Annotated in this window: 11 protein-coding genes and 2 pseudogenes; 9 read left to right on the top strand and 4 right to left on the bottom strand. The window is 60.0% G+C overall.

Going from position 1 to position 12,623, the window contains the following annotated elements:
* Positions 1-203 precede the first annotated feature (203 nt).
* A complete protein-coding gene (locus KZO24_RS28895; RefSeq protein ID WP_486487814.1) occupies positions 204-1,598 on the bottom strand; it encodes an aromatic ring-hydroxylating oxygenase subunit alpha in 1,395 nt (464 codons plus the stop codon).
* Between the two features lie 278 nt (positions 1,599-1,876).
* Between KZO24_RS28895 and KZO24_RS28890 the strand changes: the two genes are divergently transcribed.
* The 7 genes and pseudogenes from KZO24_RS28890 (at position 1,877) to KZO24_RS28860 (ending at position 6,746) form a co-directional block, all read left to right on the top strand.
* On the top strand, positions 1,877-2,905 hold the full coding sequence (locus tag KZO24_RS28890; protein ID WP_486487813.1) for a thiamine pyrophosphate-dependent dehydrogenase E1 component subunit alpha: 1,029 nt from the start codon (positions 1,877-1,879) through the stop codon (positions 2,903-2,905).
* Positions 2,902-3,881, top strand: a pseudogene (locus tag KZO24_RS28885) (alpha-ketoacid dehydrogenase subunit beta). Before KZO24_RS28890 ends, KZO24_RS28885 begins: the two are co-directional and overlap by 4 nt.
* An 18-nt stretch (positions 3,882-3,899) precedes the next feature.
* The gene (locus KZO24_RS28880; RefSeq protein WP_486487812.1) at positions 3,900-4,124 is read left to right on the top strand and encodes a biotin/lipoyl-containing protein; all 225 of its coding nucleotides are present in this window, start codon (positions 3,900-3,902) and stop codon (positions 4,122-4,124) included.
* The gene (locus KZO24_RS28875; protein WP_486487811.1) at positions 4,121-4,867 is read left to right on the top strand and encodes a glucose 1-dehydrogenase; all 747 of its coding nucleotides are present in this window, start codon (positions 4,121-4,123) and stop codon (positions 4,865-4,867) included. Before KZO24_RS28880 ends, KZO24_RS28875 begins: the two co-directional genes overlap by 4 nt.
* Positions 4,868-4,875: 8 nt before the next feature.
* Positions 4,876-5,586, top strand: coding sequence for a CoA transferase subunit A (locus tag KZO24_RS28870; RefSeq protein ID WP_486487810.1), 711 nt, complete (start codon positions 4,876-4,878; stop codon positions 5,584-5,586).
* Positions 5,587-5,606: 20 nt separating this feature from the next.
* Positions 5,607-6,227 (top strand): annotated as a pseudogene (locus tag KZO24_RS28865) (3-oxoacid CoA-transferase subunit B).
* A gap of 120 nt (positions 6,228-6,347) precedes the next feature.
* Positions 6,348-6,746 (top strand): Rieske (2Fe-2S) protein, encoded by a 399-nt coding sequence (locus KZO24_RS28860; RefSeq protein ID WP_486487809.1) that lies wholly within the window; start codon positions 6,348-6,350, stop codon positions 6,744-6,746.
* Here KZO24_RS28860 and KZO24_RS28855 read toward each other — a convergent pair.
* The 3 genes from KZO24_RS28855 to KZO24_RS28845 form a co-directional block, all read right to left on the bottom strand.
* Positions 6,733-7,521: an enoyl-CoA hydratase/isomerase family protein gene (locus KZO24_RS28855; RefSeq protein ID WP_486487808.1), complete on the bottom strand. Its 789-nt coding sequence runs from the start codon at positions 7,519-7,521 to the stop codon at positions 6,733-6,735. The genes KZO24_RS28860 and KZO24_RS28855 overlap by 14 nt on opposite strands.
* A 3-nt stretch (positions 7,522-7,524) precedes the next feature.
* Positions 7,525-8,409: an acyl-CoA dehydrogenase family protein gene (locus tag KZO24_RS28850; RefSeq protein ID WP_486487807.1), complete on the bottom strand. Its 885-nt coding sequence runs from the start codon at positions 8,407-8,409 to the stop codon at positions 7,525-7,527.
* A 253-nt stretch (positions 8,410-8,662) separates the two neighbouring features.
* Complete coding sequence (locus tag KZO24_RS28845) at positions 8,663-9,937, bottom strand: acyl-CoA dehydrogenase family protein (protein ID WP_486487806.1); 1,275 nt, start codon at positions 9,935-9,937, stop codon at positions 8,663-8,665.
* Between the two features lie 101 nt (positions 9,938-10,038).
* On the opposite strand from KZO24_RS28845, the gene KZO24_RS28840 reads away from it, so the two are divergent.
* Together KZO24_RS28840 and KZO24_RS28835 are read left to right on the top strand one after the other, a co-directional pair.
* Positions 10,039-10,872, top strand: coding sequence for an acetoacetate decarboxylase family protein (locus KZO24_RS28840; protein WP_486487805.1), 834 nt, complete (start codon positions 10,039-10,041; stop codon positions 10,870-10,872).
* Complete coding sequence (locus KZO24_RS28835) at positions 10,869-12,623, top strand: methylmalonyl-CoA mutase family protein (protein WP_486487804.1); 1,755 nt, start codon at positions 10,869-10,871, stop codon at positions 12,621-12,623. Before KZO24_RS28840 ends, KZO24_RS28835 begins: the two co-directional genes overlap by 4 nt.

Genomic DNA, 12,623 nt, shown 5'->3' with positions numbered 1-12,623 from the left:
AGGATTACTCGACTATGGTGAGTTGCGGGAAGATCCGGACGAAGCGATTAGCCTCGTCCGAAAGCGCGACCAACTCTAAGTTTCAAGGCGCACCTTACAGTCCTCGCCAAGTCTCCTGGACGAGACCTGAACACCGATCATTACCGCACGCTTTCATGCAGCGGTCGTCATGTCCGAACATGCGATCGGTCAGCGCGCCATCTTTACTTCGCCAGGTACCGGTCCAACTCGGCGAGATAGTGCCGGATGCGGCTTTCCTGCTCGCTCAAAATGTAGCCCTTGAAAGCTCGCGACTGCATGCCCTTTTGGACGCCTGGAACCAGTAGCGCATCCTGCTCGAGCACGAACCCGGTATCCGCCGGATCAGTCACGCGGCGCGTCGGCGGCCGCACAGTGTGGTCCCAACCTGCTTCACCGACGTTGCCCTGACCTAGGCTAGCCAGTTCGAGCGGCCGGAACTCAGGGTGTTTCGCAGGCGGCACGAGCGTGATCGAACGCCAGATGCACTTCATCGGATCAGTTGGATGCGGACGGAAGATCTGGAAGTAATTCACGTCCGAGTACGTGTTGGTCGTCACGTTCGGGAAAATGAAATAGTTCAGATCATCGACCATTTGATCGTCGCTGAGGTTTTCGCAATGCGTCCAACCGGCTTTCTCGGCCAAACGCCGCTTTACCGCGACCATGGCCTGCTTATACTCGTGCCCCTTGAGATGGCTCCACTCTTCGGGATCGCCTTCCCATTGGCGGATCATCGTCTTCTGGACGTCGTTGACTGTCTCGGTGTCGGGCAGCTTGTCGGGCGAATTCCCCAAGGGCAAGATCATCCGGCTGACGCCCCTCGGGTACAGGTCATACTGGCAGAAATAGGTTTCCATCGCCTCGCCGAGTTCCGGATGGATCTGATCAGCGTGGTAGAATTCGACAAAAGCGTCGAGCGAAGTCTTCCAGTTCGCATCGTATACATACTCGACGTCGTCGAACACGCGATAGTTCTGCAGTTGATAGGCATCAAGGTGGTCGGGTAGTACACTCAGGAAATCGAGTAGGGGTTCAGCGTCGTCATTCATGTTTATGAAAACAATGCCTGCCCACACGTCACAGCGTGCTTCGGTCAGGCCGGTCGCGCAAGCGAGCACTTCGGGACGAAACGTCTCGGGCTCTTTGACCTCGCGAAGCTCGCCGTTACGAGCGAACTTCCAGCCATGGAAGGCGCAGCTGAAAGTATCCCCGGCGGTCCCAAAATCGTTGCGGGCGATTTGATTGCCGCGATGAGGGCAAACATTGTAAAATGCCCGGACCTTATCGTCGTCGCCACGGACGACGAGGAAGCTTTCCTTGCCAAGGTCGTACTTGAACCAGTCACCAGGGTTAGGGATATCTGATTCAACGCCAGCAAGGTTCCAAACCTTGGTCCACATCTTTTCCCACTCTAGCTCTGCCTCGGCGGGATCGGTGTAGCGGCGCGGATCGATAAGGCTGGTGCCGTTATCGACATAAGGCGCCTTTTCGAGCACTGAACCTTCCGGAACGCTCTCGTACGACCTTATGCCTTCGCGATGATCAACCGGCTTCCTCCGCAGACCTGTGCTTGTCACGTCTCTCTCCTTCAGGGTAGGCTAATTTCGATTGCCCACCATTTACAAAGATCAATATACTGATCGACCAGCCTGGGCTCAAGGATAAACTAACGCGAATTTTAAATTTGCTGGAGTAGGCCTTGCAGGGGAGCAGCCCTAAGGCTGATATTAGCGAGAGAGAGGTGGAGGCCGTCGCCATTATCGCTCTTGCAGAAAAAATAACTCGTCTTAGAATATGGTCCCGATAGCCGCGACGACACAGAGTCTTGGAGCGGATGATTTGGGAGCTGAGCAGCATGGCGGCACAGACGCCGGACCGTGATACGATCCTCGAGATCTATCGAAAAGCATATCTCATCAAGCGCAACGACGAAAGAATCCGTGCGAGCGCCAAAGCCGGCCGCATGAACCTGATCTACTACTCTCCCCGCGGCCAGGAGATCATCCCGGCTGCGCTCTCGGCGCACCTGAACGACGATGACTATATCTGTACCATTTATCGGGGCATCCACGACCAACTCGCAAAGGGCGTTCCTTCCAGGATCATCTGGGCCGAATATGCTGGCCGAGTTTCTGGCAGTTGCAAGGGCAAGGGCGGCCCGATGCACATCACCTATCCCGAAAAGGGCGTCATGGTGACCACTGGTGTGGTGGGATCGTCCATGCCGATCGCGACCGGCCTCGCTCTGGCCTCGCAAGTGCGTGGCGAGCATCGGGTGACGATCGCCAACTTCGGCGATGGCGCCTCCAACATCGGTGCCTTCCACGAGGCGCTGAACTTGGCCTCTGTCTGGAAACTGCCGGTAATATTCCTGTGCCAGAATAACCGCTACTCCGAGCATTCGGCTTTTGCCAAGTTCACTGGCGGCGGTAGCGTCGCCGCTCGCGCCGCGGGATACGGCATCGCTGGCATCTCGGTCGACGGGAACGATCCAGTCGCGATGTGGCAGGCGGCCGGTGAGGCCGTCGAACGGGCCCGTGCCGGAAAGGGTCCGACCCTGATCGAGGCCCACACCTTCCGCTATGAAGGGCACTTGCTCGGCGATGATTCGTCCTACATCCCCAAGGAGGAGATGACCGAGGCGATCTCTGTCGATCCAATGCCGATCTTCCGCACCAAGTTGTTGGATGAGGGCACAGCAAGCGAGGAAGAGCTCGCAACGATCGAGGCCGACGTCGACGCAGAGGTCGCCGAAGCGGAGGAATTCGCCCTGGCCAGCGATTGGCCCGACGCCTCCGAGCTAGTCAGCGACGTATTCGCCGAGGGCGTGCAGCCCAAGGTAAGCCTCAACAAAAGCCTCGAGAAGGCGGTGGACCGCACATGAGTAAGATGAATGCGCTGCAAGCGCTCAACCTGGCTTTGCGCGATGCGATGGCCGAAGATGAAAACGTCATTGTCTTTGGCGAGGACATCGCCGATCCCGAAGGCGGCGGCGTCATCGGCGTTACCAAAGGGCTGTCCACCGAGTTCGGCGACAGCCGTGTGCGCTCGACGCCGATTTCGGAGCAGGCGATCATCGGTGCTGGCATCGGCGCGGCGATTGCTGGCATGCGACCGGTCACCGAGATCATGCTCATGAATTTTACTACCGTGGCGATGGACATGATCACAAATCATGCCGCGAAGCTGCGCTACATGTCGGGCGGCCAGACTAACGTGCCGATGGTCATCCGCACGATGACCGGAGCCGGCGTCGGCAACGGCGGTCAGCATTCGGATTACCTGGAGGCTTGGTTCGCCCACACGCCTGGCATCAAGGTCGTCGCCTACTCGTCGCCGGCTGAAGCTTACGGCTTGCTACTATCTTCGATCTTCGACGAGGACCCAGTGCTCTTCATCGAAAGCTTGCCGACGTACTTCATGCTTGGCGATGCGCCCGAGCGCGGCAGGCTGATTCCGCTGGGCCGTGCGAACGTGTGCCGCGAAGGCACTGACGTAACCTTGATCAGCTACGGCTTCATGGTTAACCATGCCCTTGCCGCCGCCAAGAAGCTCGAGTCAGAGGAGTCTCGGTCGAAGTGATCGACCTCCGTACGATCGCACCCTACGATGCGGCTACCGTGCTCGCTTCCGTGCGCAAGACCGGCCGCGCGGTGATTGTCCACGAGGCCCTGCGCAAATTTGGGGTAGGCGCGGAGATCGCCGCAGAAATTTCGGAGGAATTGCACGGCCAACTCGCTGCGCCGGTACGCCGTGTGGGCGGGTCCTTTAACGCGGTGCCCTTCTCGAAGCCGCTCGAGGCCGCCCACGTACCTGATGCGGCCCGTATTGTCGAAGCGATCCGCTCGACGCTGTCCTGACACTGAAGAGGTTTTGCCATGCAGATTCTACTGCCCAAGCTCGGTTTTTCCATGACCGAGGGCGTTCTGAGCGAATGGCTCGCTGCCGATGGCAGCGAAGTGAAAGAAGGCGCGCCGCTCTTCTCGCTGGAAAGCGACAAGTCGGTCCAGGAAGTCGAGGCGCCGACCAGCGGAACTCTGAAGATAGTCGCGCAGCCGGGCGAGACCTACCAGGTAGGCGACGTGCTCGGGGAAATCGTTTGAACGCGGCCCGCCTTCTCGATCTCTCGGGCAAGCGCGCCTTCGTCACAGGTGCATCGAGCGGCTTGGGTGCCCATTTCGCGCGCGTCCTGGCGGCGGCGGGCGCACACGTGGTCGTCGGCGCGCGTCGCAAGGAGAAGCTGGACACGCTGGTGGCGGAGATCGGCGGACAAGCCGTGCAGCTCGACGTGACGGATAGCGCGTCGATCCGGGCTGCGCTGGCCGAGGCTGGCCCTGTCGGCATTCTGATCAATAATGCTGGCGTAACCAACACCAAGCCGGTGTTGGAACAGACCGAAGAAGATTGGGCCTCAATCTTCAACACCAACTTAACCGGGGCTTTCACAATGGCGTGCGAAGTCGCGCGGCGCGCGCGTGACGGAGCGATTGGTGCTTCGATCGTTAATATCGCCTCGATCCTAGGACTGCGCCAGGGCGGACAGGTGACGCCCTATGCGGTGTCGAAGGCGGCGCTTATCCAGATGACCAAGCAGCTCGCGCTCGAGCTAGCGCGGCACGACATCCGCGTGAACGCAATCGCGCCCGGCTACATCGAGACCGAGCTTAACGACGAATTCTTTGAGTCAGCGCCCGGCGCGGCCCTGATCAAACGCATCCCGCAAAGGCGCCTGGGCCAGCTGTCCGACCTGGACGGCGCTTTGCTGCTGCTTGCGTCGGACGCATCACGATACATGACAGGATCGGTCATCGCCGTAGATGGTGGCCATCTGGTCAGCAGTCTTTAGGTAGAGCGATGGTACAGAAGGTTTACTCAGATGCCGCGACCGCGCTGAAGGGCGTCCTGCGCGACGGTATGACGATCGCTGCTGGCGGCTTTGGCTTGTGCGGCATCCCCGAGACGCTGATCGAGGCGTTGGTTGACAGCGGCGTCTCAGGCCTGACTGTTATCTCGAACAACGCGGGCATCGACGACTTCGGACTTGGCAAGCTGCTACGTACCCGGCAGATTAGGAAGATGATCTCGTCCTATGTGGGCGAGAACAAGGAGTTCGAGCGCCAATACCTCTCCGGCGAGCTCGAGATCGAGTTCTCGCCGCAGGGCACGCTGGCCGAGCGCATGCGTGCGGGCGGGGCGGGCATTCCGGGATTCTACACCCGCACGGGCGTCGGCACGATGATCGCTCAGGGTAAGGAGACCAAGCAGTTTGATGGCGAGACTTTCGTCCTCGAAACCGGCCTGGTCGCCGACCTGGCGATAGTAAAGGGATGGAAAGCGGATCCTTACGGAAATCTGGTGTTCCGCAAATCGGCACGCAACTTCAATCCCATGGTCGCGACGTGTGGCCGAGTCACGGTGGCCGAAGTGGAACACCTGGTCGGCGCAGGTGAACTCGAGGCAGACGGCATACACACACCTGGCGTTTTCGTGCAGCGACTGATCGAGGCGCGCAGTAACGAGAAGCGAATTGAGCAACGTACGATACGTCAGGAGATCGCCGCGTGACCGGTTGGACCCGCGAAGAGATGGCCGCACGCGCGGCGAGCGAGCTAAAGGATGGGTTCTACGTGAACCTGGGTATTGGCATCCCGACGCTGGTCTCCAACTTCATCCCCCCGACCTCGACGTGACGCTGCAATCAGAGAACGGGATCTTGGGTCTGGGGCCATTCCCGACCGAAGACAAGGTCGATGCCGACATCATCAACGCCGGCAAGCAGACGATCACCGAGCTCGATCGCACGAGCTACGTCTCCTCGGCAGACAGCTTCGGAATGATCCGAGGCGGCCATATCGACCTGTCGGTCCTCGGCGCTATGGAGGTGGCCGAGAATGGCGATCTGGCGAACTGGATGGTACCCGGCAAGCTCATCAAGGGCCCGGGCGGGGCGATGGATCTGGTCGCCGGCGTGCGGCGAGATCATCGTCCTGATGGATCATGTGGACAAGGCGGGAGCGCCGAAGTTTCGCAAGGCGTGCACTCTTCCGTTGACCGGCACCAATGTGGTCGACATGATCATCACTAACCTGGCCGTGTTCAAGCGCGCGAACCGGTCAGAGCCGTTCACCCTCGTGGAATTGGCGCCAGGCGTCGCCGCCGAACATCTGCGCACCCTGACCGAGGCATCCTACCTGGAAGCCGTGTAATCGCGTCAGTCCGCCTACGCGGGATTCAAGGTAACCGGATATAGGTCACATGGACCAATCTGCGACGCTTCTCATGCTGATGGTGGGGCCAAATGCCGTTGCGGCGGCCCAACACCGATTGTGCGATCGGCTCGCTTTCCACCGCCAGGTGGCTCGGCTATTGCACCGACAACAAGGAAAAAGGTTCCCGGTGTGGCGATAACATACCTACCTGTGTGCAGGCTATCGGATCTCACGCAAGGCGAACTGAAGGCTCGGACGGTCGAGGGGCAAGAAATCCTGCTCACGGTCGTGCGGGGCGTGGTCTACTGTGTCGCGAACCGATGCTCGCATATGGCCAAGCCGCTCGCTGGCGGCAGAATGGTGGGTTACCAGCTTGTCTGCCCTTTCCACTCGGCTCAGTTCGATATACGCAGCGGCGCATCAGGAGGTTTTCCAGCAACCCGCCCTATTGTCACATACAAAGTGCAGGTGGAAGAAGAGCAGGTGCTGGTCGGGTTCGACGTCACCGCCCCTTGAAGACGGGCCGGCGCTTTTCCTGGAAGGCTATGACCGCCTCTCGATGATCTTCGGTCATGTTGGACATGGCTTCGTAAGCCATGCCCGCGTCCAGCGTCGCGGTAGCGATCTGTTTGAGTGAGACGTTAACTGTCATCTTGGTCCAGCAGATCGCGAGGGTCGCACCACGCGCCAACTTGGCGGCGAACGCATCAACCCGCTCATCGAGTTCATCTGCTGGCACGCTGTGGTTGATCAGCCCGATCTCGGCGGCGCGCGGCGCTTCAAGGAGGTCACCGGTGAACAAGAACTCTTTGGCGCGCGCAAAGCCGATCAAATAGGGCCAGATCGCCGCGCCGCCATCACCCGCCACATAGCCGGCGCGCACGTGGGGATCCCCGATCTTCGCGCTGTCGGCCGCGAAGCTGATGTCGCAGAACAGCGCGATGGTAGCACCAAGTCCTACCGCGTCGCCGTTGATCTTGGCGATGATCGGCTTGGGACAGTCGAGTATTGAGAACACGACCTGCTTCGCGCTAGTGATGTCGAAACGCTCAGGATGGTCGATATTCTCCTGCATGAACGCAAAGTCAGCACCGGCGCTGAAGGCACGGCCCTCGCCCGATATCACCAGCACATCGCTGTCGGGATCGCGAGTGATGAAATAAAGCAGGTCGCATAGTTCCCGCTCCATCGTCCGGCTGAAGGCATTCAGAACGTCAGGCCGGTTGAAAGAGGCATAGGCAATGCGGCCATCGCGACGAAAGGATATCTGCTCAAACTGGGGATCTGACATGGTTCAACCTTGCTGCGACTTGATCGCGTCGTAACGCGACAGATGATAACCGGTATCGCCGTACATTTTCTCGAAGAATAGGATGTTGCGGTAGAAATGCCCGATCTGGTATTCTTCAGTGACGCCGATAGCGCCATGCAACTGGATACCCTGACTGCCGATGTAGCGAGCCGCATCCGCGATCACGACCTTGGCAGCGGAGACAAGCATCTGTCGGTTGTCAGCATTGCCGTCGTCGAACGCGCGAACCGCAAACTCCAGGCCTGCAGTCGCGTCCTGATAGCGCACGAACATTTCGGCGATGCGATGTTGGAGAGCCTGAAAGCGCGCCAGCGGTCCGCCGAACTGCTCGCGGGTGTTAAGGAATGCGCTTGTCTGATCGATGATGCTGTGCAGGATCCCGAGGATTTTGGCAGCATGCGCAATCGTTGCTCTGTCTATGGCCTTGACGAAAGCGGTCTGCAAATTCTCACCCGAGGCAAGCAAGCCGTCCGCATCTACCTGGACGTCGTCGAACACCAGATCCGCGGCGAATGACCCATCGACGACTTCATAAGTTTCGCGCTTGATTCCTGGAGCATCTGCGTTGACTTTGAAAAGCGCAGGCAGGCCGCAGGCTGCGCCGTGACGGGCCATGACTAGCAAGACGTCGGCGCCCGGCGCATTCCAGCAAGCCACGCTGGTCCCAGACAACGCATAACCCCCGTTCGTCTCGGTGGCGACCACGGTATCGGGCTTGAAGCTAGCGATCTCCTCGTGCGCCACGGCAAAGACGACCTCTCCGCCAGCCGCCGCTTCCATCATCTCACAGCCGATCGTGGGGGGAACGGCTTGTTCGATCAAGGTGATTGCCAGCACGGACGAGGTAATGAGCGGCTCGCGCAACATGGCGGGTCCGACCCCGCGCATGAGCACAGCCAAGTCGGCTGTGGAGCCACCGATCCCACCGGCGTCTTCGGGTGTCGTAAGCGCCAGCCAACCCAGTTCGGCCAGCGCGCCCCAGCGCTGACGGCTGAAGGGCTCGTCTTGGGGTTATCCGCCCCGACCGGATGCTGCGCATTGACGTCACGGGCGAAACGTTGGGCCGATTCCAGGAGCATCACCTGCTCGTCCGACATCTTGAACGAAAGCTGCTCCATGGTCACAGGCCCAGCAGCTTCTTGGCAATAATGTTCTTCTGAATCTCCTCCGAGCCTCCGTAGATCGACGCGCCGCAAAGCAGAAGAGCGCTGGAGGTCTTGCCAACGATGGCATTAGGCCACAACGGTGAGGCGGTTTCATCGTGCATACAGATCTCATCCTCGTTGAACTTGCGGATCGCACGGATGCCGATGATGTCCATCTGCAGTTCCGACACCCATTGCTGCAGCCGCGCGCCGCGCACCTTGAGGCTGGAGGCGACGGCTACCTGATCGGATACGCCGTCCCCGCCGCACAGCTCGCGTAGCACCGAGAATTCCAGCGCGAGCGCGACCATCTCTAACTGGGCCAGTCTATTGCGAAACGCCTGATCGCCGAGAGCGCAGCGCGAATCGCGCAAGCGCAGCAAGTCACGCGCCTTGATCAGTTCGCGCTTGGACCAGTAGATCTCGGCGCTGGTCGTGCGCTCATGTGCCAGCAGGAAATTTGCATATTGCCAACCTTTCCCTGGCTCACCGACCAGGTTGCGGACCGGCACGCGCACGTTGTCGAGGAACACCTCGTTTACATGCTGGCGGCCATCAATCGTTCGGATGGGCCGAATCGTGACACCCGGACTGCGCAAGTCGATCAGGATGAAAGACAGTCCACGGCTGCGAACCTGGGTGGTGTCGGTGCGTACCAGGAAGAAGCCCCAATCGGCGACGTGGCCGTCGGTAGTCCAGATCTTCTGGCCGTTGACGATGTACTCGTCGCCATCGAGATCCGCACGCGTGCGGAGTGAGGTCAGATCGGATCCCGAGTTCGGCTCGGAGAACCCCTGTGCCCAGGTTTCCGTACCAGCCAGAATCGGCGGCAGAAAGCGCTCCTTCTGCCACTCGCTGCCGAAACTGTAGATCACCGGGCCGACCAAGTATCGGCCCATGAACGGGACGCGCGGTGCATCGGCTGCGAAACACTCTTCTTCGAAGATGTGGATTTGCAGCGCGGACCAGCCGCAGCCGCCGTACTCGACCGGCCAAGCCGGCATTGACCAGCCCTGGCTGTACAGTTTCTTGTTCCAGCTGACCTTATCCTCCCAGTTCTCGAAGAACGAGATGCGGCGTGTGCGTTCCGCAATTTTGGGATCTAGGTTCTGAGCAATGAACGCTCGTACCGATGTTCTGAAATCTTCGAGCTCGGGCCCGAAGAGCTGGGATTGGCCGTTCTTAACCGGCTCCGGAGATGCGGCGTCGGGAGGCGAAAGCCCCTGCCCAAGTGTTATCGTTTCAGCCATGCCCCATTTCTACCCTTGACCGGGGCCGCACTGTCAAGTAAATTCTAATTGCAATTATGATTATCGCGGCGCCGTGAACGCCGACGAGGAACGGGAGGATCATGGGCTTTTCCCCTTTGGCTGGGCGCCGCTACGATATGCCCGCACTGTTCGGCCCCTCGCCGATCCCGGACAACACGATTGTCGAGAACGCGCGATCGATTGTGCTGAGTGTCCCCATTTCCGCGTCCTCCGCCGAGACGTTGCTGCCCGACCACTTCGGTGCGCCCGACAGCCCGGTGCTGTCGGTGGCGTATGTGCAGTACGACAGCGTCGATTACTTGGGTGGTCGGGGCTACAATGAGATCGTAGTTACGGTGAGCGCAATCCATGAAGGACCTGACCGAGTTATCGCTGCAGCATACGCGCCGGTGTTGTGGGTGAACAAGATCGGCGCGCTGATCTCGGGGCGTGAGTACATGGGCTTGCCCAAGCTGTTCGGCATCATACCAAAATGCGACGATACCGACGATGGGTATGAGTTCCGCTGTCTTGAGGAAGATGCCCTCCTCTTGCAAGGCTCGGCCTCGCAGCTTGCGCCTATCACAGGCACCAGCTTGGACAAGCTCAATGCCCGTACCACGCAAGTGCGTACGTTCGGATGGAAATACATCCCTGGCCCTGAGGGTAACAGCGACATCGACTATCCCCTGGTGAATGTAATGCGCTGGAACTACCATGAGGCGGCGACCGGTCGTGGCCAGTTGTCCTTTTCCGACGTCGACCGCCGCGAGGCTCCGATGTCGGCCGGGGCGCTCGAAGTCCTCCGCAGCATCGAGCCCGAAGGCGAAATGCGTGCATTCTACGGCAGGGGCGTCGCCACGATCGACCGCCGCGCCACCACCAGATTAGCGGTCGCCGGTGCGGCGCCCGTAGAAACAGGGGTTTGTCAGTGACGAGCGAGCAAGGCATCGGCGGCGACGTCGGCATATCTCTCGATTCCGTCGTCGATGGCGGCGCCTCGGATGCGGCCGCCGCTTCGGCACCAGAGGCCAATTCGGCAGAGGGGGCCGATCGCATGCTGCACGAGAAGCTGACGACGATCGGCCTCTCGCGTACCAAGACTTGGGGCAATATCGAGACGAAGTCGCACTATTCGGCAGAGGACGTTGATGTTCGCGAGGACAACTCAGCGCCGCCCGGGAGCTATCCGTTCACCCGCGGCGCATTTCCACAGATGTATCGCTCGCGGATGTGGAGCATGCGCGAGATCGTGGGGTACGGTGCGCCCGAGGACACCCGTAAGGGCTTGGAGCGTGCGATCGAGAACGGTGCGTCGGGCTTGAACGTGGTTGATGACGTGCCGACCAAGTGGGCCGTCGATCCCGACCATCCGCTGTTCCGCAACGATGTGGGCATTGAGGGTGTCTCCATACCGACCCTGCGCGATTGTGAACGCCTGATGGAAGGCATCGATCTTTCTCAGATTGACTTGGCCTGGCACTCGATCTCTCTGGTGTACCCGCTGACCGTCGCCGTACACAAGAAGCGCGGCCAGCCATTAGACAAGCTGCTCGGTTCACACATGCCGGACTACTTCCACCAGGTGATTTCGGGCTGGGGCACTAAGCTCGTGCCCGCGAACATGGCCCTGCGGATGAGCGCTGGGTGCCTCGAGTATTCGGCCGCCAACACTCCGCTGTGGGCCCTAGGTCTGCCGCAGGCTTACGATGTGCGCGAGCGCGGCGTCTCCCCGGCCGGCGAGATCGCCGTTGGCATGGCTATCGTCAACACGTGCCTCGAGGACATCGCCAAGCGTGGCACCTCAGTCGACGACATAGCCCCGCGTATGGCCTGGGTTTCGACATCTGATGTCGATTTCTTTGAAGAAGTTGCCAAGTTCCGGGCGCTTCGCCGGATTTGGGCGCGCACCATGAAGGAACGCTTTGGCGCCACCAACGAGCGCAGCATGCGTCTGCGCATCGCCTGCCACACTGCCGGCAAGTCGCTGGTTTATCAGCAGCCGCTCAATAACATCACTCGCGCAGCGCTTCAGACTTTTGCCGCTATTTGCGGCGGCGTTCAATCGGTCGAGACCTGCACTTACGACGAGCCGATCTGCATTCCGACCACCGAGGCCAAGGAGCTCGCGCTCCGCACTCAGCAGATTCTGGCGCACGAGATTGGCGCTGCCCGCGTCGCGGATCCTTTAGGTGGCAGCTATTATGTCGAGGCGCTGACCGATGCCGTCGAGAAGGAAGCGCTGACGCTCCTTGCCGAGATCGAGAAGCGCGGCCTGGTAGAGGCGATCGACAGCGGGTGGATGGAAGCGGAAATGGACCGGTTCAACGTCCAGTATGATCGCGAGCTCCACGACAAGGAGCGCCTCGTCATCGGCCTGAACTCGTTCACCAAGTCTGATGAGAAACCGTTCGCCCGTTTCGAGCCAATGAAAGCTTCAATCGAGGATCACGTGCAGCGTTTCGTGCAGTTCCGCGGCCAGCGCGACATGGCCAAGGTCAAGGAAGCTGTGTCCTACCTGCACCGCGTCACCCGCGAAGGCGGAAATCCTTATCCGGCGATGATCGATGCGTTTATTGCGGATGCCACCATCTCCGAAGTGTGGGGCACCCTGCGGCAGGGCTTCGGCCATGCCTATGATGCCTTCGATGTCTATACCTCACCCTTCGGCCTGTCTGAGAACTGA

It is taken from the genome of Novosphingobium sp. NFX11 (assembly GCF_057376415.1).
The sequence above is the reverse complement of the archived record's forward strand: the minus strand, read 5'-3'. Positions and strand labels throughout refer to the sequence as shown.